This window comes from Bradyrhizobium sp. CCBAU 53415, from assembly GCF_028128735.1.
Classification (GTDB): domain Bacteria; phylum Pseudomonadota; class Alphaproteobacteria; order Rhizobiales; family Xanthobacteraceae; genus Bradyrhizobium.
In genome coordinates this window covers 237,930-258,783 of record NZ_LBJF01000025.1, presented here as the reverse complement: position 1 = coordinate 258,783, position 20,854 = coordinate 237,930, and the positions used below count along the sequence as shown (strand labels likewise).

The 20,854-nt window shown below is 64.4% G+C and carries 23 protein-coding genes; 5 read left to right on the top strand and 18 right to left on the bottom strand.

Translation table 11 applies throughout. From position 1 onward, the window contains the following. Nucleotides 1-14 precede the first annotated feature (14 nt). Nucleotides 15-731, bottom strand: coding sequence for an HAD family hydrolase (locus tag XH87_RS22265; protein WP_271588896.1), 717 nt, complete (start codon nucleotides 729-731; stop codon nucleotides 15-17). A 34-nt stretch (nucleotides 732-765) separates the two neighbouring features. Next, nucleotides 766-1,845: an ABC transporter ATP-binding protein gene (locus tag XH87_RS22260; protein WP_271588895.1), complete on the bottom strand. Its 1,080-nt coding sequence runs from the start codon at nucleotides 1,843-1,845 to the stop codon at nucleotides 766-768. Nucleotides 1,846-2,055: 210 nt separating this feature from the next. Here XH87_RS22260 and XH87_RS22255 point away from each other — a divergent pair, with 210 nt between their 5' ends. Then, nucleotides 2,056-2,994, top strand: coding sequence for a LysR family transcriptional regulator (locus XH87_RS22255; protein WP_271588894.1), 939 nt, complete (start codon nucleotides 2,056-2,058; stop codon nucleotides 2,992-2,994). 337 nt (nucleotides 2,995-3,331) lie between these two features. Next, nucleotides 3,332-3,739 (top strand): nuclear transport factor 2 family protein, encoded by a 408-nt coding sequence (locus XH87_RS22250; RefSeq protein ID WP_239626775.1) that lies wholly within the window; start codon nucleotides 3,332-3,334, stop codon nucleotides 3,737-3,739. Between the two features lie 24 nt (nucleotides 3,740-3,763). Here XH87_RS22250 and XH87_RS22245 read toward each other — a convergent pair whose 3' ends face one another. Continuing rightward, nucleotides 3,764-4,519 carry an HAD family hydrolase gene (locus tag XH87_RS22245; RefSeq protein WP_271589156.1) on the bottom strand — a complete coding sequence of 252 codons (756 nt, stop codon included), beginning with the start codon at nucleotides 4,517-4,519 and terminating at the stop codon, nucleotides 3,764-3,766. Between the two features lie 170 nt (nucleotides 4,520-4,689). On the opposite strand from XH87_RS22245, the gene XH87_RS22240 reads away from it, so the two are divergent. Further along, on the top strand, nucleotides 4,690-5,538 hold the full coding sequence (locus XH87_RS22240; RefSeq protein ID WP_271588893.1) for an SDR family oxidoreductase: 849 nt from the start codon (nucleotides 4,690-4,692) through the stop codon (nucleotides 5,536-5,538). A gap of 172 nt (nucleotides 5,539-5,710) precedes the next feature. On the opposite strand, the gene XH87_RS22235 is transcribed toward XH87_RS22240, so the two are convergent. Beyond that, entirely contained in the window at nucleotides 5,711-6,598 is an 888-nt protein-coding gene (locus XH87_RS22235) for a dienelactone hydrolase family protein (protein ID WP_271588892.1), read from the bottom strand. A gap of 751 nt (nucleotides 6,599-7,349) precedes the next feature. On the opposite strand from XH87_RS22235, the gene XH87_RS22230 reads away from it, so the two are divergent. Then, a complete protein-coding gene (locus tag XH87_RS22230) occupies nucleotides 7,350-7,928 on the top strand; it encodes a MarR family winged helix-turn-helix transcriptional regulator (protein WP_158671154.1) in 579 nt (192 codons plus the stop codon). Nucleotides 7,929-7,940: 12 nt separating this feature from the next. Here XH87_RS22230 and XH87_RS22225 read toward each other — a convergent pair whose 3' ends face one another. After that, complete coding sequence (locus XH87_RS22225) at nucleotides 7,941-8,912, bottom strand: hypothetical protein (RefSeq protein ID WP_271588891.1); 972 nt, start codon at nucleotides 8,910-8,912, stop codon at nucleotides 7,941-7,943. Nucleotides 8,913-9,731: 819 nt separating this feature from the next. Between XH87_RS22225 and XH87_RS22220 the strand changes: the two genes are divergently transcribed. Further along, complete coding sequence (locus XH87_RS22220; protein WP_271588890.1) at nucleotides 9,732-10,502, top strand: response regulator transcription factor; 771 nt, start codon at nucleotides 9,732-9,734, stop codon at nucleotides 10,500-10,502. A 184-nt stretch (nucleotides 10,503-10,686) separates the two neighbouring features. On the opposite strand, the gene XH87_RS22215 is transcribed toward XH87_RS22220, so the two are convergent. From XH87_RS22215 to XH87_RS22155, 13 genes are all read right to left on the bottom strand, one after another. Next, nucleotides 10,687-11,145 (bottom strand): hypothetical protein, encoded by a 459-nt coding sequence (locus XH87_RS22215; RefSeq protein WP_035713960.1) that lies wholly within the window; start codon nucleotides 11,143-11,145, stop codon nucleotides 10,687-10,689. Next, the gene (locus tag XH87_RS22210) at nucleotides 11,142-11,654 is read right to left on the bottom strand and encodes a flagellar biosynthesis protein FlgN (protein WP_271588889.1); all 513 of its coding nucleotides are present in this window, start codon (nucleotides 11,652-11,654) and stop codon (nucleotides 11,142-11,144) included. The genes XH87_RS22215 and XH87_RS22210 overlap by 4 nt, the downstream gene beginning before the upstream one ends. 42 nt (nucleotides 11,655-11,696) lie before the next feature. Next, nucleotides 11,697-12,173 (bottom strand): rod-binding protein, encoded by a 477-nt coding sequence (locus XH87_RS22205; protein WP_271588888.1) that lies wholly within the window; start codon nucleotides 12,171-12,173, stop codon nucleotides 11,697-11,699. Beyond that, nucleotides 12,170-12,589, bottom strand: coding sequence for a hypothetical protein (locus tag XH87_RS22200; protein ID WP_271588887.1), 420 nt, complete (start codon nucleotides 12,587-12,589; stop codon nucleotides 12,170-12,172). The genes XH87_RS22205 and XH87_RS22200 overlap by 4 nt, the downstream gene beginning before the upstream one ends. Before the next feature lie 6 nt (nucleotides 12,590-12,595). After that, entirely contained in the window at nucleotides 12,596-13,348 is a 753-nt protein-coding gene (gene fliR, locus XH87_RS22195) for a flagellar biosynthesis protein FliR (protein ID WP_158671147.1), read from the bottom strand. Beyond that, nucleotides 13,345-15,426 carry a flagellar biosynthesis protein FlhA gene (flhA, locus tag XH87_RS22190; protein ID WP_271588886.1) on the bottom strand — a complete coding sequence of 694 codons (2,082 nt, stop codon included), beginning with the start codon at nucleotides 15,424-15,426 and terminating at the stop codon, nucleotides 13,345-13,347. Before flhA ends, fliR begins: the two co-directional genes overlap by 4 nt. A gap of 77 nt (nucleotides 15,427-15,503) precedes the next feature. Continuing rightward, entirely contained in the window at nucleotides 15,504-15,770 is a 267-nt protein-coding gene (fliQ, locus tag XH87_RS22185; RefSeq protein ID WP_027572776.1) for a flagellar biosynthesis protein FliQ, read from the bottom strand. Continuing rightward, nucleotides 15,767-16,186, bottom strand: coding sequence for a flagellar hook assembly protein FlgD (gene flgD / locus XH87_RS22180; protein ID WP_035713945.1), 420 nt, complete (start codon nucleotides 16,184-16,186; stop codon nucleotides 15,767-15,769). Before flgD ends, fliQ begins: the two co-directional genes overlap by 4 nt. Before the next feature lie 15 nt (nucleotides 16,187-16,201). After that, nucleotides 16,202-16,612, bottom strand: coding sequence for a flagellar biosynthesis repressor FlbT (gene flbT / locus XH87_RS22175; RefSeq protein ID WP_035713942.1), 411 nt, complete (start codon nucleotides 16,610-16,612; stop codon nucleotides 16,202-16,204). Further along, complete coding sequence (flaF, locus tag XH87_RS22170; protein ID WP_035714020.1) at nucleotides 16,612-16,956, bottom strand: flagellar biosynthesis regulator FlaF; 345 nt, start codon at nucleotides 16,954-16,956, stop codon at nucleotides 16,612-16,614. Before flaF ends, flbT begins: the two co-directional genes overlap by 1 nt. A gap of 69 nt (nucleotides 16,957-17,025) precedes the next feature. After that, nucleotides 17,026-18,072 carry a flagellar hook-associated family protein gene (locus XH87_RS22165; RefSeq protein WP_271588885.1) on the bottom strand — a complete coding sequence of 349 codons (1,047 nt, stop codon included), beginning with the start codon at nucleotides 18,070-18,072 and terminating at the stop codon, nucleotides 17,026-17,028. Nucleotides 18,073-18,075: 3 nt separating this feature from the next. Beyond that, the gene (gene flgK, locus XH87_RS22160; RefSeq protein WP_271588884.1) at nucleotides 18,076-19,551 is read right to left on the bottom strand and encodes a flagellar hook-associated protein FlgK; all 1,476 of its coding nucleotides are present in this window, start codon (nucleotides 19,549-19,551) and stop codon (nucleotides 18,076-18,078) included. Between the two features lie 34 nt (nucleotides 19,552-19,585). After that, a complete protein-coding gene (locus tag XH87_RS22155) occupies nucleotides 19,586-20,818 on the bottom strand; it encodes a flagellar hook protein FlgE (RefSeq protein WP_035713932.1) in 1,233 nt (410 codons plus the stop codon). Nucleotides 20,819-20,854 lie beyond the last annotated feature (36 nt).

Here is a 20,854-nt window from a genome sequence, read left to right as displayed (position 1 = left end):
CTGCACTCATCGATTTACGCCGCAGGCCCAATGGCCGCGTCGGCGAGCGCCTTCAAGGTCGGGTAATGAAAGTCCGGCTTGGTCAGCGTCTCCACCGCCGGCGTGCCGCCGAAGCCTGCAATGCCCTGGCGGCGCTCGATCCAGCACACCTGGTAGCCGAGCTTCCGCGCGATCCCGATGTCGTGATACTGGCTCTGCGCGACGTGCAAAATGTCGGACTGCTTGTAGCCGAAAGCGGACTGGCGCCCCCTGTTGTAGGCGAAGAATTCCGGATCCGGCTTGGCAACACCGGTGTCGTCGGCACACACCGTGTCATCGAAGGGATTGCCGAGCGCGTGCGCGTAACAGGAGAGCGCAACGCGGTCGGCATTGGTCATCGCTACCAGGCGGAATTTCGTGCGCAGGCGCTTGAGCGCTTCGACCGAATCCGAGAACGGCCCCCAACGCAACACCGAGAGCTGGAACACGTCGCAGGCAGCGTCATCGGCGGGCAGTCCGAGCTCAGTGGCAAGATGGCGATAGACATGGAACATCGCCTCGCTCGAGCGGCCATAGTGCTTGTCGCGGCCGCGCTTGTAGGGCTCGAAAATCTGATCGTCGCTGAGCTCGGCCGGCGTCTTGCCGGAGATCTTGCGCACCGCGGAGAGCACGCCGGCCTCGAAATCGATCAAGGTGCCGACGACGTCGAACGTGAGAACCTTGAAATTGCTGAACGCGGCTTGGGTCGACATGTGAGTTTCTTCTCTCGGTTGAACAGACTGGAGTTCAGTCCACCCTGGGCACGACGATGGTGTCCTCGGGGTGAAGGGCGACGGTGAGGCTGCCGCCGAGCGGCGGGATACGGCTGTAGGCCTGGTGATAGCTCGGCTGGCGCAGGCTGAGCGCGATGCCATCAGCGAGCGCCAGGAAGATGCGCAGGCTCTCGCCCTGGTAGACGATGTCGGTGACCGTGCCCGTCAGCCGGTTGCAGACGGCATCCTGCGCGCCGTCGTCGATCAGGAGTTTTTCACTGTGCACGGCGAGCATCAGTGCACCTCCATTCGGAATGGCGCGGGCGCTGCGCAGCAGTGCATTGCCGAGCGCGACGCTGGAGGCATCGACGCGGCGGACCGGCAGCATCGTCGCCTCGCCGATGAAGCTGGCGACGAAGGAATCGGCGGGACGATCGTGCAGCCGCTCGGGCTCGTCGATCTGGACCAGCCTGCCGTTCTTCATGACCGCGACGCGGTCGCTCATGGTCAGCGCCTCGCGCTGGTCGTGGGTGACATAGATGATGGTGGCGCCGATACGCTTGTGCAGTGCGCGCAGCTCGATCTGCATGGACTCGCGCAGCTGCTTGTCCAGTGCGGAGAGCGGCTCGTCCATCAGGATCAGGCGCGGCTCGAAGATCATGGCACGTGCCAGCGCCACGCGCTGACGCTGGCCGCCGGAGAGCTGAGCAATGCCGCGTTCCTCATAGCCGGCAAGGCCGACCATCGAAAGCGCCGCGCGCACCTTGTCGGGCCAGCTCGCCTTCGGCAGGTGGCGCGCGCGCAAGGGAAAAGCGACGTTCTCGCCGACGCTCATATGTGGAAACAGCGCATAGTTCTGGAAGACGACACCGATGCCGCGCTTGTGCGGCGGCATGTACGTGACATCACGGCCGCCGAAGAGAATTGTGCCTGACGTCGGAACGATGAAGCCGCCCAAAATGCCGAGCAACGTGGTCTTGCCGGAGCCGGAGGGACCGAGCAGAGAGACGAACTCGCCGGCGCCGACATCGAGGGAGACATCATCGAGAGCGCGAACGGCGCCATAGGCCTTGCTGGCGGACCTGATCTCGACGCTTTCCGCTCGCTTGTCCAATGATCGTCCCCGCGGTGTCCCTTTGCTGGCGTGCCTCACTGCGCGCCATAAGCTTACTTTATAGACAGGAAGTCTGAGCAACTCACGATCGAGCGTGCGTCGCACCATCGCCTCTCTCGCAAGCCCTGTCTTTTGCCGTGATGCCGATGACATCAGACTTGGCAAAACTCGGCAATTGCCAAATTCTCACCGCGCTCATAACATGACGTTATGCCCGAGCTGCGCCGGATGCTGCCCTCCAGTAACGCCCTGTTCGTCTTCGACGCAGCGGCGCGCAATGGCAGTTTCACAGCCGCTGCCGCAGAGCTGAACGTCACGCAGCCGGCAGTAAGCCGGATGCTCGGTCAGTTTGAGGAGCATCTCGGCGTTCGCCTGTTCGACCGCACAGCGGGACGCGCGGTACTGACCGAGGAAGGCGAACTGCTCTATCGCCGCGTGCTCGAAGGCTTTCGCAGCATCGAGACCGGCCTCGTCGAGATCGAGCGGCGCCGCAAGGGCACCGAGACAGTGACGCTATCGGTCTCATCAGCCTTCACCACGCATTGGCTGATGCCGCGCATCGACAAGCTGCAAAAGCGGTTTCCCGAGGTCGATCTGCGCTTCCAGCTCATCTCCGGTGCACTACGAGGACCGGTGGAGAATGTCGATCTGGGCATGCGCTTTCGCGACCGCGACGAGCCGTCCTCCGGCGGCACGCTGGTGATGAAGGAAGTCATGCTGCCGATGTGCAGCCCCGGCTATCTCGGCGAGAGCGATCCCACCGAAGGCAACACCATCATCCGCCTCGCAGAGACGCCGGGAGACTGGGCGGAAGAATACGCATCGCTCCTCACCGGACGCCGCGGGGCGGCGAAAGCGCTGAGCTTCACCGACTATGCGGTCGTGGTGCAGGCCGCGCTGCTCGGCCAGGGCATTGCGCTCGGCTGGCTGACGGTGGCATCGCATTGGCTCCTGACCGGCGCGCTGGTGCCCGCCTCCGACACGCTCACCACCACGCGCCGCATCTGCGAATTCCTGCCGCCGCGCAACCGGCCAATGCGTCCGATCGCCGCCGAGATCCGCGACTGGATCATCGCGCAGATGAAAAGCGAGATCGCCGCGATCGACCGTCTCTATCCGAAACTCGGCGCGATGGCGGCGTGTTATTGATGCTCGTCTCCCTCTTCCCGCCTGCGGGGAGGGTGAGGCTCCCGCAATTCCGCGACCGGCTGGAGACCTATCACGACATCACGCCGGCGATCCTGCGGCAGCATCATCTCGCTGAGCTTCTCGCACGTGTCGCGCAGGTCGCCGAACAGTTCGGGGGGCGCTGCCGTTCGGTGCCAAGCCGCGCCTGCGGCTCTCGGCCGGCTCTGCGCCGGCGGTGCGCGCCGGGCGGTAGAGACGACGCGCGTCTCAGCTTGATCGCATCCTGAATGCTGCACTGCGGCCGAGATCGACGGAAGTCGCGCTTGATTTTTGCCCGTCCTTGCCCCACCCGGGAGGCATGGCAAAGGACAGCAAGGTCATCGCCGCCAACGCGGCCTTCTACGCCGCCTTTTCGGCCGGCGATTTCGACGAAATGCAGCGGATGTGGGCGGACGACGACGCCATCTCCTGCATCCATCCCGGCTGGCCGGCCATCATCGGGCGCGCCACCGTGATCGGAAGCTGGCGCGACATCCTGCAAAACCCGGAGCGGCCGCAGATCGTCTGCGCCGAGCCGCAGGCGATCGTCGATGGCGACAGCGCGCGGGTGCTCTGCATCGAGATCGTCGACGGCACCGCTTTGGCCGCCGCGAACCATTTTCGCCGCGTCGGCGACGACTGGCGCCTCGTGCACCATCAGTCCAGCCCGATCGCGCAGATTGTCGAACAGGCTGAGGACGATAGAACGAGCCACCGCGTCCACTGAACGCAGTGATCACACCAGCGTAATCTACTGTGCATGGGGTTGTTCTTCAGTTTTTTGTTTGGCGGCACCGAGGTCCGACAGATCGTCCAGCACGACCCGCGCCGCGGCGAAGTCATCGTCCCCGAAGAACATGCTGCGCGTGATCAGAACCGGGATGCCGGCACGCGAGGCCGCAATCAGGCCGTTGGCGGAATCCTCGATTGCCACGCAGTCCGACGCGCGCAGCTTCAGCCGCGCCAGGATCTCGAGATAGACGTCCGGCGCAGGCTTCTTGTGCCGCACGTCATCGCCGGCGACGATCGCCTCGAAATCCGCAGCCCAGCGTTTGCCCAGCGCCTGCGAGAGCAGCGCATCGATGTTGCCGTGCGAGGTGGTGGTCGCAATTGCGAGCCGCTGGCCCCGGGCCCTCGCCGCAGCGAGGAGATCCGCCACGCCCGGCCGCAACGGGCAGCAGCCGGTCACGATCAACTCGGCATAATGCGCGGTCTTGATGCGGTGGAGCACTGCGATGTCCATGTCCGACAATGGCGGAGCGCTCCCCCGGCTGGCGTGGTAGGCCCGCATGCGCTCCTTGCCGCCCGTCACCCGCAACAGGTTCTTGTAGACGGCGCGGTCCCACCGCCAGTCGAGACCGTGACGGGCGAAGGCAAGGTTGAAAGCCTGCCGATGCAGTTCCTCGGTCTCCGCCAGGGTGCCGTCGACATCGAAGATCAGCGCAGCCGCGCGCCGGATCAGCTCGCCGGCATCGCATCGCACTGCCGCGGGCGCTTCCGCCTGCATGATGGACCCGGTCGCCAACGACGCCTCCCTCCCGACCTGGCTGTGACGTGCGAGCTTTGCCCGCAGTGGCGGGCGAGACAAATCGCAATATCTTTTGCCGGACCCAAAAATCTCTTATGAGCGAAAGGCGCCACGGCGCGAGCGGGAACTCCGACCTCCACAGGAGACGCATGCGGCTCTTCATCCTCGGCCTCGGCTACAGTGCCCGGCACTTCGTCCGTCAACACGGCGGCAACTTCTCGCATATCGCCGGCACCGTGCGCGATCCCGCACAGCGGAACGATATCTCCGGCCTCGAGGTGCATGCATTTTCCGGCAGCCGTCCGTCGCAAGGGACGGTTCAGCAGGTTCGCAACGCCGATGTCCTCCTGGTATCGATCCCGCCCGGCAGCGCCGGCGATCCCGCCGTCGCGGCGTTCGGCGACGTGCTACAGGAAGGCCGCTGCAAGGTCGTCTATCTCTCCACCATCGGCGTGTACGGCGATCACGGCGGCGCGTGGGTCGACGAGAGCACGCCGCCGCAGGCCGTCCTCGACCGCGCGCGCATGCGGGTTGCCGCGGAGCAAGCCTGGACGGACGCGGCGTGCGGCGATGCGGCGATCCTGCGGCTCGCGGGCATCTACGGTCCCGGTCGCAACGCGCTCGTGACGCTGCGCGCGGGAAAGTCGAGGCGCATCATCAAGCCGGGACAGGTCTTCAACCGCATCCACGTGGAGGACATCGCAAACGCTATCATGGCTGCCGTTCAGCACCGGGGCGGCGGCATCTGGAACGTCTGTGACGACGAGCCCGCGCCGCCGCAGGACGTGATCGCCTATGCGGCGAAGCTGATGGGCGTGGCGCCGCCGCCCGAGGAAGCGTTCGCGACCGCCGAGATGTCGGCGATGGCCCGCAGCTTCTATGCCAGCAGCGCCCGTGTCTCCAACGCGAGATTGAAGTGCGAGCTCGGCGTCACGCTGGCGTACCCCACCTATCGGCATGGCCTCGACGCGCTGCGGCGCGCAGGCGAAGGACGATAGGGTACTGCACTCCCGCGCCTCCCGGACATGCCCTGCCCGCGCTTGACTTGGCCCCAGCCCGGTCGTGACCGCGAACAGGTCCAGGACATCGTCTACGGCGCACTGACGAAGTGAGATCGGCACAATCCGGGAGAGAGGGCGGCCGCTCTGGCTGCCCTCCTGATGCCCGGCGTCAGCTCAACACACCGTATTTCCTGAACCAGGCCCGCGCCTGCTTCCAGGCGTCCTCCGCGGCGTCTTTGCGGTAGCTGCTGCGATAGTCGGCATGGAAGCCGTGCGGCGCTTCGGGATAGATCTTGAATTCCGCCGTCTTCTTACTCTGCTCGAGCGCTGCCTTCATCTGCTCGACCTGGGCTACGGGAATGCCGCTATCGGCGCCGCCGTAGAGGCCGAGCACCGGCGCCTTCATCTCGGGGGCGAGCTGCATCGGGCTCTTCGGCCACAACGGATTTGGGGGATCGACCAACGGACCATAGAAGGCAACGCCGGCCTTGAGGGCGCTGCTGTGGGCGGCGTACTCCCAGACCGTGCGGCCGCCCCGGCAGAAGCCGATGATGCCGAGCCTGGTGGCGTCACCGCCTCGCGATCCGGCCCACGCCGCCGTCGCATCGAGATCCGACATCAGCTCGGCGTCCGGCTTGGCGTTCACCACAGCCAGCAGGTCCTTGATGTCCGACACCTTGGTCAGGTCGACGCCCTTGCGGAAATAATAGTCGGGCGCGATTGCGAACGCGCCGAGCTTGGCGAGGCGCCGCGTTACGTCCTTGATGTATTCGTGCAGGCCGAAGATCTCCATCGCCACGATGATGACCGGCGCCCTGGTGTTGCCGGCCGGACGGGCGAAATAGGCGGGCATCTCCTCGGAGCCGACCTTGATCCTGGCATCGCCGGCCTCGAGACCGTTGGTATCGGTCGTGACCACCTCGGCGCGCACCGGCCCGGCCGCAAGCGTATAGCCCGCCGCCACGGCCGCGGTGGCATTCATGAATCCGCGGCGTGAGACCGGGGCGCTTTTGGTCAGCCCGACGACGTCGGCCGTCACGGTGGTTTCGAAGCTCATTGGTCCATCCCTTCGTGCTGCCTGTCCCCCGGGTGGCGACGCATTCGCCAATAGTTGCCGGCGAAACGCAAATCACCAGCCTGCGAGCACGCTCGCTTCCACGCCAAGCCCTGACGTCGTGTCCCCGGCGCGGCCTCGGACATCGGGTTCATCGCGAGCAGACCGGCGATCGCGCAGACGGGTGCTGCATGCAGTCGTCGGGTTCGGCGATGTTGCGAGGATGACTGCGACGGCGGCGCGTTTGACGTTGAGCCACGCCAGCTGTCCAACGACACTCCGACATTCCCCGGATCGCGTGTGCCGGACTTAACCGCCTGGCTGCATTGCATCGCAACATCCATTAACCGAAAAAGACGGTTCTTCCCGGGGTGGCCAAAGCGGCAGGGGGAGCAGGCAATGCTCATGTCGGCACATTCGACACGCTCAGCCGCAACAAATGGCAGCCGCAGTGGCGACAATGACGCATCATGTTGCTCGCGCATCGCACATCATCGCCAATTCGCGCCCGAACCAGCCTCATTTGACTGAAATTTTCCGAGGATCCGAGCGGTGCGATTTACTCGAACTTTCTTTGTGACGCCCTAGTTCCACGGCCGGAAGTTCCATCTCCGCGAGACGGAGAGACCTCTTCCCTCACGCGCGATCGGCCGTCCGGCAACGGGGAAGAGCGCCCGCGGGTTTCATTCTCGTCCACCCAGATTGCGCTACCCAAGGCTCAATTGAATAAACGTTTATCCGACCTGGAATTGAAATGAATTTGGCTCGTGAATCGATCGAACTGCTGGAGCAGGCTGCGCGAATCCTGTGGTTCGAAGGCACCAAGCACGGCTTGCGCGACCGCGAATGGATGGCGCTGCGTTTTCTTTCCCGGGCCAACCGGTTTTCCCGAACGCCGTCGGCGCTGGCGAGCTACGTTGGCACAACGCGCGGCACCGCCTCGTTCATCATTGGCGAGCTCGAGCGGCTCGGTTATCTCGAACGCAAGCGCTCGGCCACGGACAAGCGATCGGTGATGTTGAGCGTGACGCAGCAGGGCAAGAAGTTCCTGGTGCGCGACCCCGTCAATGTTCTCGTCGAAGCGATCGCCGTGCTCGACGACGACGTCAAGATCCGCTTCCGCGACACGTTCCGGCACGTGCTGGATCAGTCGGACGCAGCCGAGCAGCGGCATCACACCGATGTCTGCAAGCGGTGCATCTTCCTGCGGGAAGATCGCACCGCCACGGACGGCAAGATGACGGTCGAGTTCAGCTGCCGCCTGTTCCGCGCGCCAATCGCGGAGGCGGAGGTCGATCTGCTATGCAGCAGCTTCGAGCATCACCGTCAATAGAAGGCGGCTCGATCAGGGCGTCGCCCGACGTGACGAATAGATGACGCCGCCGCTGGATTCCACCACCAGGCGCCCGTTCTCGTTCCTGATCTCCTCGATGCGACCAAGGCCGGGGACCTGTTGTCCCAGCACGGCCTCGATGACGCCGTTCGGGCCTTGCAGAATCGCAATTCCCTCATAGGCTTGGCGGACCGACCAGCCCTTGATCGTCTTGCGCGGCGCCGATGCGCGCTCCGACGCAGGCACCGAGCCGGTGAATTCGGGCGCTGCGACCGAGGCCATCATCGGCCCTTGCTGTGACACCGGTTGCGATTGCACCATTGCCGGCGCCTGAGCCTGAGCCTGGGCCTGCTGCACCTGGGCCTGTCCCTGGGCGAGCTTGTCGAGCTTCGCCGTCGAGGACGTACTCACCCGCTCGATCCGGTCCAGGTTCTCGGCAAACCTGCCGAAGCGATCGTTCGTCACTTTACTCGATTGATCGACCGCCGTGCGCAGGCCGTCGAGATTTTCGGATACGCCCGATACCTGCCGGCGCAGTTGCGCGACGGTCTCGCGCAGATTTCTGATCTCCGTATTGGCCGCGACGTTGTTCTGCGCAGGCTGAGTGGTGAGGTAGGCGATCACGCCGGTGCAGGCGCAGACCACCAACATGGCGGCGACCGCCAGCGTTGCGAGCGGCGCGACCCATGTCGGACGGGGTGGCGGCGGCTTCGCCACGATCACGGCCGGCTTGATCACGGCCGGAGCAGGTTTCGGGATCGCCATCTTGTCGAGGCGCGCCTTGGCACGAATGCGCTTCAGCCCCTCGAGCGCCTCCTTCGCGAGAGCTTCGTCGCTCGCCGCGGCCGAAACGCGCTTTGCGCTCGCAGGCGGCTTGGTCGCTCGCGTCGCATTGTCGTTTGTCTCGCGCGCCTCCGGAGCCGGCTTCGCCGCCGCGGAAGCATCCGCGGTCGGATTGGGACGAGCTTGTCCATCGGACAACATGTGATGATGCTCCGTTCGATTCGATCTGTCGAACGGTGACGCTATTTGCCGAAGCTTGTCCGAAACGTGCGCATCGAACGACCATTGATCGCGCGCGATGCGACATCGCATGGATCAATCACGCCATGCACGTGGCGATAGTGCGACTCGAAAGACACACACTCGCCAAGATTTCGCCAAGCTGGAGTCGTCTTCGCGAACGTGAGTCGAATTGTCGCACGCGGAGAAGCGAGCGATCGAGTCAATCCCGGGTTGAAAACTCATCAATGTGCATGACCCGCGGCACAACTCAAAATGGCTGTGATTCTACGGGGATGCCTAACTTTACAACCGCCACGGCGCAAAACTAGTTAAGCATCCGAAACAACTGATGGGATTGGATACACCAAGAAACAACCTGAAACGAATCAACAGCATCAAGCAAACGTAGCAATCGCTTTGTTTCGCACGCTTGATCGGAAATCGGCAATTGTTACGGTCCTACTCAAGTGATTCTCGCCAGTTGGCGAGGAGATCGACACGGTTCAGCAGTGTTCGGACGCGATGAGCAACTTGGCACAACTGTTCTAGGTCGTTTCTCGATCCGCTCCGCGAGGTGATCCGCAAGGCACCCGCCGGGCCTCACCCAGTAAGCGTTCAGTATCGAGTCGAAGTAGCAGGCCTGCAGGACGCAGGCACTGAATGCGTAGGGCTGCCCGCGAATATCGAGATCAACAACGGTAGGCGGGTTGGAATGTCGTCAAACAGCATGGTCGTCGAGCCGGTGCATCACAACCAACCAGCCGGCCGCGACAAGTGCGAAACAGGGGCGAAAGACTGATGTATATTATCGTTGATGATCGCGAGAGCGTCGCGAACAGCTACGTCGCAGGGCTCGTTCGCGAAGGCATATCGTCGATCGGCTTCTCCTCGGGAGAATTCTGGGACTGGCTGCAATCCGCCAGTGAATCGGATCTGGCGGCAGTGGACGCCTTTCTCCTCGGTGATTGCGATACCCGCGGAAGCCTGCCGCGGGCGATGCGCAAGCGTTCCTCGGCGCCCGTCATCGCCATGAGCGGCCAGAAGATGCTCAAGAACACGCTGGAGCTGTTCGAATCCGGCGTCGACGACGTCGTGTACGTGCCGATCCATCTGCGCGAGATCCTCGCCCGAACGGCCGCGATCGCGCGCCGCCGGGTGGGCGAGTTGCCAAGGCCCTGCGAGAGCAGAATCCAGGTCTTCTTCAACGGCCGTGACCCCGAGATCGCGGGCCACGCCCTCACCCTGCCCCGTCGAGAACTGCGCATTCTCGAATATATGGTCGCCAACCACGGCAAGTGGATCACCAAGACGCAGATCTTCAACGCGGTCTACGGCATCTTCGAATCCACCTTCGACGAAAGCGTGATCGAGAGTCACGTCAGCAAGCTGCGCAAGAAGCTCCGCGACCGCCTCGGCTTCGACGCGATCGTGGCCCGGCGCTACGTCGGATACCGCCTCAACATCCCGGCCGGCGAGACCCTCGACGACCCGGTGCAGGAGCTCGACGAGGTCGGCATCCTCCTGAACAGGGCGCATGCCGCCTCGGCGGCGTACCCCGCCGGAAACTGACACGGCAGAAGCCTGCCACGAACAGAAGACGGCCTCCGCGCGGCAGGTTAGCGGAGGCCGTTGCACGTTTGGCGGCAGAGACGGCAGGACTTACGCCTTCATTCGCGGGCAGCCGTCGTGGGCCGGCTTCAGCCGGCCATTTGGGGCACGATCCTCCCGGAAGCGCTGTTCCGGACGGCTTGCCCTACGGCTTCTGCTGGAATTCCTCCTTGGATACGTAGTTGAAATCCTCGACCAGGACGTCCTGGACGACTTCAGCCTGCATCCGTTCGTTGACGCGCTGCTTGATGGCCGTCGTCAGGATGGAGAGGTCGTAGCGGGCGAGCTTCCTGAAGTCGAGGCGCTCGTCGGCATAGATCCTGCGGAAGGCCTCGTCGACGACAAACGGCTCCGGCGGGACGTTCAGCTGGCGCATGATCCGCGCCTCCACGGTGTAGACGAAGCGCGCAACAATGTAGCCCTGTACATTGCCGTTCTCGACCATGGGCACGCTCAGTGCCCGCGTCTTCTGATATTGCAGCCCGTCGAGATATTCGTCCTTCGCCGGCAGCAGGCTGCCGTTCTCCTTCCAATAGGCGACGGCGTAGCTCGTGCCCGCGGTGAGGATGCATACCCAGAGCCCGGCCAGCACCAGTCTGATCATTTTCCGTCCTGCGCTGCGCGACCGGTATAGGTGCCGTCCGACTCGGCATCCTTGATCGCCTTGACGATGATGCTCGCGACCTCACGCACCGCGTCATAGTGCATTTCCAGAACGGAGCGATTCCGCTCGAGCTTCTCGCGCAGCCGCTGAATCTCCTCGGTGATCTCGACTTCGCCGCCGAGATGCATCCGCACCCGCATCAGACGGACGAATTCGAGCATGCTCCGGCTCTTCCGCGCGCTGAAGTCGTCGAAATCGATCTTCTGACCCGTCGTGAGCGCGACCGTCTCCTCCTCGACGACGCTCGCGAGCCGGCGGATTGCGGCAAGCAGGCCGCGCACGTCGTCCGACTTCGCCGCATCCATGCCGCCGACCACCATCTCGCTGCCCGCGATCGGCAGCAGCACGGGCAGCAGAGCATCGCCCGCTGCCGCTTCCGTCGTCGTCACCTCGGTATCCGCGACCGCCTGGTCCATCGCCATGGCCGCCGTGCCTTCTTGTGCCTGCATAGGAAATTCACCCCTCAACTTCTGTCACCCGTTCGCGGATCGTCATCCGGCCTTCCCCGCAGCGTCCGGTCCGGCCGGATGTGCGGCGGCGAGCTGCCTGGCGATGCCAATGCCCTTGCCCTTCGCCAGCTGGTTGCCGAGCTGCTCTGCAAGCATTGACTTCCAGACGCCGCCGGCCGTGCCCTTGCCAAAGACCTCCTCCGATTCCTTCGGCAACATCGTCTCGACGAAGGTCTGGAGGACGAAGGCTTCGAATTTCCGGTAGACCTCGCCGGATGCCGGCGCCTTGATCATCTGCACCGGCGCTCCGTCCGCTGCACCTGATTGCGCTTCGACGACCTTCGCCGCCGATTGATCGGCAGCCGCCGCGGCCTTGCCGACCTCGGCGTCCATCGTGGCGGCGAAGTCGGCATCGGAGGATTTCAACGCGTCGAGCTTTGCCGTGGCCGCGCGCTGCGTCACGGGATCGGCGGCTTCGAGGACATCGAGAACGAGGTCGGGTGTTGCTGTCACGATCATGGCTTGTTCCGGTTGACTGGCCGTGGCATCCACACGCGCACGGCAGGGCTTGTTCCCGCCAGCTCCTCGAGCGAGCGCTTCTCCGCCTCACGCAGCTTGTCGGCGAGCGCCGTCTTCGCGACTTCCTCGAGCTGCTTCACGCGGCGGCTTTCCGCGCGAACCTGGTCGAGCTGCTGAGCAGCCTGCGCCCGCACCGCGCGCGCGCCGATGCTCGTCCTGCTCAAGCGCCGCGCGATCGACTCGCTCGACGATCCCGCGGGCGGCCTGTCATCGTTCAGGGCTCCGACCAGCCATTCCTGCTCGTCCCGCAGGCTGCGCTCCTGCTGCCGCAGTTGCGCGAGCTGCCATTCGGACAGCCGAAGCTGGAGCTTCACCAGCGAGACCATCCGGCCGAGCTTGTCCGCGCGCGACGCCATGACCGCTCACTCCGCCAGCCAGGATGAGACGCCGAGCATGAATTGCGTCAGCAGTTCGTCGCTGGTGAGGTAGAGCAGCAGAAAGCCGCCGAACAGCACGAAGGGCACCGAGATGAAATAGACGGGGATCGCCGGCGTCAGCTTGTTGATCAGACCGACCGCCAGGTTGACGATGACGGAATAGACGATGAACGGGCTCGCGATCCGCAACGTCAGCACGAACGCTTCCGACAGGCGGCCGACGAGCTGGTCGAGCGCCATGCCGCCGCCGAGCCTGTCGCCGGGATGCCAGACGTCGTAGGAGTTCATCAGCCCGCGCAGCACCTGCCAGTGCTGGTCGGTCATGAAGAACAACGTGGTGACGGCCGCCATGATCAGCGGCACCAGGGCCGGCGCGGGATCGGTGTCCCCGACCGGCGTCCCCGGAATGTTGCTCAGCCCGATCGCACTCGCCATCATGGTCGCCATGGTCTGGAGCGCGAGGAAGAACACCCGCCCGCCGAGCCCGATGACGCAGCCGACCACGAGCTCCGAGCAGATCAGGAGCGCCAGCGACAGCGGCGCCGCGTTGTCCGTCAGCGGTTTCAGGACCGCGATCAGGATCGGCGTCAGCGCGAATGTCGTGACCAGCGCGACGAACAGGCGCACCTGGGGCGGAACGTTGACGCTGGAATAGCCGGGCACCAGCATCAGGCAGGCGCCGATGCGGCAGAACACGATGAACGTCACCAATACGCTGTCGGCGAGGCCGCTGATCACGATACGGCTCCGAGCGCCCTGATCTCGGCGCTGCGCGCGACTTCGACATGCGACAGGATCGGCAGGGTCGGGAACACCCGCTCCAGGATCATCCGGACATAGGGACGGGCTTCGGGGGTCACCGCCAGGACCACGCTGGTGCCGTTCTCGGTGAACTTGCGGATCGCGGCGCTGGCTTCGGTCGCGAACTGCTCGATCAGGCGCGGATCGGCGTCGAACTCGACGACGTCGCCCTTGGCGTCGCGCTTCAGGCTCTGGTGGAACGCAAGGTCCCAACGGTTGCCGAGACGGACCACGTTGAGGACGCCATTGTCGGAGAGATCGCCGCAGATCTGCTGGGCGAGCCGCGTCCGCACGTGCTCGGCGACCTGCTCGGAGCGCCTCACGTGGGGCGCGATCTCGGCGATCGCCTCGAGGATCAGATGGAGGTTGCGGATCGACACGCGTTCGGCCAGCAGGATCTTCAGGATCGCCAGCAGGCCCGAATAGGAGATCTGCGAGGGACAGAGATCCTCGACCAAGCGCTTGTATTCGGGATCGAGCTGGTCGAGCAGCCCGCGCATGTCCTTGTAGGACAGGAGCTGGGCGAGGTTCGCCCTGATCACTTCGCTCAAATGGGTGAGCAACACCGACAGGTTGTCGACCGGCTTGCAGCCCTGCCGCTTGACTTCGTCGGTGAAGGCTTCCGTCACCCACAGCGCCTTCATCCCGAAGGCCGGTTCGATCACCTCGTCGCCCGGCACGTCGGGCTTGCCGTCCTTGTCGACCAGCACCAGCACCTCGCCGAGCCTGAGCTCGCCATGGGCAACGCGGGTGTCGTGGATCCGGATCTGGTAGCTCTTGGGATCGATCGACAAATTGTCGGTGAGCTTGATCTCGGGAATGACGAATCCGTACTGCTTGGCGAACTTCTTGCGGATCTTGGCGACGCGATGGCCGAGCTCGGTGCGCGAGCCCAGAAGATGGACCGAAAGATGACCGCCGAGCGCCAGCTCGATCTCGGCGGTCTTGAGCTGCTCCTTGACCGATTCCCTGGCCTCGGCCTGGGCGCGCTCGTCGGCCTTGGATGCAGCCTCCTTGCGCTCCCGCGCCGCCTGCCGCCTCGGCAGCGAATAGCCGACGAAGGCCATGACACCCCCAAGCAGCACGAACGGCGCCATCGGCAGCCCCGGCATCAGGGCGAGCACGAACATCATCAGCGCGGCAGCCGACACCGCGCGCGGATAGCCGCCGAGCTGTCGCAGCACCGCCTGCTCGGCCGAGCCTCTGGTGCCGCCCTTGGAGACCAGGAGGCCCGCGGACAGCGACACGATCAGCGCCGGCATCTGCGACACCAGACCGTCGCCGACGGAGAGCTTGGTGTAGACGTCGGCGGCGCGGGAGAGCGTCAATCCGTGATGGGTGACGCCGATGACGATGCCGCCGAAGATGTTGATCGCGGTAATGATGAGACCGGCGATGGCGTCGCCGCGGACGAACTTCGAGGCGCCGTCCATGGCGCCGAAGAACGCGCTCTCCTCTTCGAGCTCGCGCCGCCGGCGCTGGGCTTCCTTGTCGTCGATCAGGCCTGCGGACAGGTCCGCGTCGATCGCCATCTGCTTGCCGGGAATGGCGTCCAGGGTGAAACGGGCGCCGACTTCGGCGATACGCGTCGCACCCTTGGTGATCACGACGAAATTCACCGTGACCAGGATCGCGAAGATGATCAGGCCGATGACGAAGTCGCCGCCCATGACGAACTTGGAGAAGCCGGCAACGACGTGGCCTGCGGCCTGTTCGCCCTCCCCGCCCCGCGACAGGATCAGGCGCGTCGTCGCGATGTTGAGCGCGAGGCGCAGGATTGTCGCGATCAGCAGCACGGTCGGAAAGGCCGAGAAGTCGAGCGGCCGCTGAATCCACAGCGCGACCATCAGGATCAGCGCCGACAGCGCGATCGAGAACGCGAGGCCGAGATCGATCAGGATCGGAGGAATCGGCAGGAACAGGATCGTGAGCATGGTCACGATGCCACCCGCGAAGAAGGCGTCCGCTCCGAGGCGGCGCGGGCTGGGCAGGCTGGCAGCAAACGTATCGGCCATGGGTCACCGGCAGAAGGGTCCGGTTCGCAATCTGCCGCGCAAAGCTTACGCGAGGGTGGTGCCGTGGGCTGTCCGGATCAGAAGCCGTGCTCGATCCGCGAATAGACCATCTCGGTGAAGGTCGACAGATGCGCGCCGATGAAGGAGCCGGAGACGGCAACGACCAGGAGAATGACGATGATCTTCGGAACGAAGGTCAGCGTCACCTCCTGGATCTGGGTCAGGGCCTGGATCAGCGCGATGACGGTGCCGACCAGCATCGCGGCGCCGACCGCAGGCCCGGAGGCGACGATGATGGTCCAGATCGCCGCCTGAACGATATCGAGGGCGTCCCGCTCGTTCATGACTGGCTGATCGTGAGCCCGGGCCCGACGGCGACCTTCGTGCCGTCCTCGAGGGTCGCGATGGACCCGTCGCTGTTGATGGAGACCGAGACGACCTTGCCGCTGAAACTGGCGCCGGTCGAGTCGGTGAAGCTGACTGTCTTGCCGATCAGCCCGTTGGCCTGCGACAAGGACTGCGAAGACAGCAGCGCGTCCAGCTTCGAATTCGTCTGCATCGCCTGCTCGACCGTCGAGAGCTGGGCGAACTGGCTCATATATTGCGAGGTGTCCATCGGATTCGTCGGATCCTGATTCTTCATCTCGGCGACGAGAAGCTGAAGAAACGTGTTGTAGTCCACGCTGTTGCTCGAGGTCGGCGAGGTGGTGCCGTAAGAACTGGACGTGCCGGTCGTATCGGTCGCGCTGTTGACGTTCATCTGGCCTCTCCGCTGTCAGGCAGCCTCGAATGGGGAAACGGTGGCGGCGCCGGCCAGGATGGCCTGCTCTACCGGGAACAGGGCCCGAATCCGCTTGAGCGCCTCGAAGTAGCGGGTCGACCCGACCAGCTCGTCGACCGCGCCGAGTCCATCCAGCATCTCGCGGTTCTCGCACACGGCACGGAGGGCCGCATGATGCTGCGCGTAGAGCGCGGCAGCGTCGCGGACGTCGGTCGGGTTCATCAGCATGAGCTGGACGATGAAATAGAGCTGCCGCAGCGCCGTGGTGGCGTCGGACGCCTGCATGACCTGCCCCTCGAGCAGGAACATCACGTCGTTGACGAGCTCGACGGAGACCTTGCGGTCCACGCGAAGCACCGCGCCGTTGATGTAGATCCGTTCGCCCGCCCGCAAGGAGATCTTCATTAAAGCGCGTCTCGGATCAGGCGGTTGATTTCGATGAGCTGCACCACGTCGTTCGACCGCTGCTCGCGGAGACGGTCGGCTTCCTTGACGACCCACAGGCCGATCGAGATGATGTCGGCGCGCAGCTTGTCAGGGAGACCGTTTTCCGGGTGGGCGAGATCCTCGATGAAGATCGTCCACAGACGCCGCACATAGAGCAGGCTCTCGACCAGATCCTCGATGTTGAAGCGACCCTTCTGGATCCGCTCGAGCCGGTCGATGCCGAGGCTGAGCGCCTGCCGCTCGCGGCTTCGCGCCTCGGAGCCACTTTCGTCAACGACCGCTTCATAGGCTTCAAACGTCATCAGCATCACTCTGCGCAGGAGACCGAACGACTAGACAAGAGGTTACGAGCCTTACAGGGCAGCCCTGGCTCAGAGATAGTTGATGAGGCTGATCTTCTGGAGCTGCGAGGTGAGCGCCAGCGCCGTCTGGATCTGGGTCTGCAGCGTGTTGACCCGGACCGAGGCTTCGGTCGGATCCACCTTCTCCATGCCGACGATCTGATTGTTCAGAATGTCCTGCTGCGTCTTGAGCTTGGCGGTTGCGGTGGTGACCCGCTGCTGGACCGTGCCGACGCCGCCGCCGAGGGCGGCAAGGTCGTTGATGGCGTTACCGACGAGCCCGATGGCCTTGTCCACGACGACCTGGAACGTCTCCTGGCTCAGGTCTACATTCCCGAGATCCGCCATCATGGTGTAGGCCTCGGCGAGCCTGCGGAAGCCGATCTGATTGGCGCTGACCGACGTATCGGCGATCTCGGTCGTGGAGATGCGGCTTTGCATGCTCTGGTCGGTGGCCGATGACCAGTTGGTGTTCCAGGCCGGGCTCGCGAACTCGGCATCGAAGGTGGTGTCGAGGAAGGTCTGCATCTGGGCCGGCGTAATGCTGCCCACGCCGGGCGAGGATTGCGAGAAGCCGAAGCTCGCGAGAAAATCGGCATCGACCTGGTTCTTGCTGGCCGAGCCCGCGGTGTAAGCCGTGATGGGCGCGTTCTGCGTGTTGATGCCCGAGAACAGATACGAGCCGTTATAGGAGACGTTCAGCGCGCCGATCAGATCCTGGAGATTGGAGGCCGCAGGTGGCAGGATGACCCGCCCGCCGCCGTCGGTGCTGCGGGCCGCGATCAGGTCCTTGAGGAAGTCCGTTGCGGTCTTGCTGAGCTGGGTGATCCGGTTCTGCGTCACGTCCAGGCGTCCCGAGACGAGCCCGTTGGTATCGACGAGCTGATCGGCGAAGCTGAAGTCAGCCCGCAGCGTGAGGTCGCTTCCCGTCGTGGCACCAAGCTCGAGGCCGACGTCGTAGAAGCGGCCGGTGGTCGCCTCCGTCGACGCCTTGCTCAGCGCAGCCTGGTTGTTCGTGATCGAGGACCTCAACGACGAGGACAGCATCAGGGTCGAGATGTAGTTCGCGCTCATCATGGCTCAGTTCCCCACGGCAGCCAGCAGGCTCTGCAGCATTTCGTCGACGGTCGAGATGATCTTTGACGATGCCGAATAGGTGCGTTCGACCTGGAGCATCAACGCCATCTCGTCGTCCATGTTGACGCCGTTGACGTTCGACAAGGCCGTAATGCTGCGGTTGAGCAGCGTGCTCTGGTACTCGGAGTTGTCGTTGGCGGTCTTGCGCTGGTTCTCGATCCAGCTCGTCGAGGACGATGCGAAGTCGATCAAGCTGCCGTTGGGCTTGCCTTGCGTGGTTGCATCGAACGGCTGCGACGCATCCATGTCGCCGATCAGCTGCTGCAGCCGGGTCGAATAGCCGCCGTTGCCGGCGGTGTTGTACTGATAGGCGGGGTTGCCGCTGATCGCGCCGTCGCGCAGCAGATCCGGGTTGCCGCCCTGGGCCGGATCGACCGATGCGGCGACCGAGATCGTGCCGGCAAGGCCCACCGAGACGGTTGCGCTCGCCGGCATCGCCGGCGCGCCGGGATAGGTGAAGAGACCGGGGACGTCGGGCAGCGCCGCGGCCGTTTGATCGCTTTCCCTGAAGGTATTGATCAGGCCGCGTGCGATTTCGTCGAGCTGGCTCTGATAGGTGACGGTGTCCTGGTCACGCAGCTGGGCGAGGCCCGCGAGCCTGCCCGACTTCAGCGGCATGACCGAATTGGCGCCGGTCACGGGGACGCCGTCGATGTACACGGCATTGCCCGTGGTGCCGGCGGTGTAGACATTCGTCGGCGCAAAGCTCACCGTCCGCGCCGTCTTGTCGAACAGCACGACGCCACCGTCGGTGTAGAGCGCCGCGTCGCCGTTGGGGCGGATCGACATCGAGACGCCGACCTCCTGCGACAGCTTCGAGACGATGTTGTCGCGCTGGTCGAGGTAGTCGGTGATGTCGTCGCCGGAGATCGTTCCCTTCACGATGGCGGTGTTCACCGTCTCGAACTGGGAAAGCAACTGGTTGATGTTCTGAACCGACGTTTTCATGTCGGCATCGGCGCCCTCGCGGACCGATTGCACGGTCCGGGTCGCCTGGTTGAGCGCGGTGGCCATGTCCTTGGCGGACGTGACGGCCGCCTGCGCCAGCGTGGTGTTGTCCGGGGCGTTGGCATATTTCTGCAGCGCCTGCTTCAGCGCATTGAGCTGCGCCGTCGGCGACTGATCGAGCTCGGGATCGTCCACCGTCGCGGCCGCGATCTTCTGGAGGCCGTCATAGATTGCGCTCTGCTTGACGGACGCCGAGGTCGCGGTCAGGACGTTGGTGAACAGGCCGCCGCTCGCGGCGCGCTGGATCGCCGCGACATAGACACCGGCATTTGGCAGATTGTCGAGCACGGCGATCTTGCGCGAATAGCCGGCAGCGCTGGCGCCGGCGATGTTGCGCGAGATCGTCGAGGACTGAATGCCCGACGCCATGAGCGAAGCGCGAGCGGAGTCGAGAGCGGCGGTGAGGGACATGGTTTGCACTTGCCCGGAATGGGCGCTGAAGAATTCAGCGCTTCAAGTTGACGACGACGTCGAGCAGGTCGGAACCGGTCTGGAACGATTTCGAGTTGGCGGTGAAGCCGCGCTGAGCCTCGATCATTCCGGTGAGTTCGTCCGCAAGGTCGACGTTGGAGTCTTCCAGGGCGCCGGACTGGATCGTGCCGAGCCCGCCGGTGCCGGCATTTCCAGCCTGCGCATTGCCGGAATTCTGGTTGGTCGAATAGACGTTGCCCGGCTCCGGCGTCAGATTGTCGGGGCTCGCGACGTCGGCGAGCATGATCGTGTAGAGCGTCAGTTGCTGCCCGTTCTTCAGAATCGCCGTCACGTGCCCCGCATCGTCGACGTCGACCTTGTCGATGGCCGCGGGAACGCTGCCATTGACGGTGGCCTTGAAGCTGAAGTCGGTTCCGACCTGCGTCATGTTCGACAGATCCATGGTCAGCGCCGCACCGCCGGGGACGGTCACGGTGAGACCGGTCGGGCTCGCCCCGGCCAGCGCGCCTTTGCCGGCCGCCGTGGTGTCGAAGGTGAAGGTGGTGGCGGCGCCGAGCGAGGTGCCCGTCGCGGAGTCATAGACCTCGATCTGCCAGGTATCCGAGCCGGCAGCCGTCGCCGTGTGGGACATGTAGACGTCGAGCGTCACGGCCTGGCCGATATTGTTGTAGGCCACGATCGAGCTCTTCGAGGAATATGACGCCGGGCCGGGCGGACCGGCGATGACGGCCGCTGTCGGATCCAGGTTGCCGGTCGTGAGCGTTCCCGCCGTCGACGGTACGGGCACCTGCGGAACCTGGGCGATGTTGACGATCTGCATGCCGGACAGGCTGTTCTGCGAGAAGTTGGTCACCAGACCAGGCTGTCCCAGAAGATAGTAGCCGGCCGCATTGACCAGATTGCCCTGGGCGTCCGGCACGAAGGAGCCGGCGCGCGTCAGATACTGCTGCGTGTTGTTTGCGTTCGACACCACGAAGAAGCCATTGCCCTGAACGGCGAGGTCCGTGCTCGAGGTGGTGAACTGCGTATGTCCGGGATCGGTGATGGCGTAGCGGACCGTGGTCTCGACGGCGCCGGAATCGTAGTTGCCGGAGCCGCTCTTCAGGATCAGCGAGGAGAACTCCGTGGAAGCCCGCTTGTAGCCGGTCGTGTTGACGTTGGCGATGTTGTCCGAGACCGTCGACAGCTTGTTGGACTGCGCAGACATACCGGAAACACCGGTGCGCATAACACCATACAGGCTCATGAATTGGGCTCCTTTGATAGGTTGCAGCTACAATGG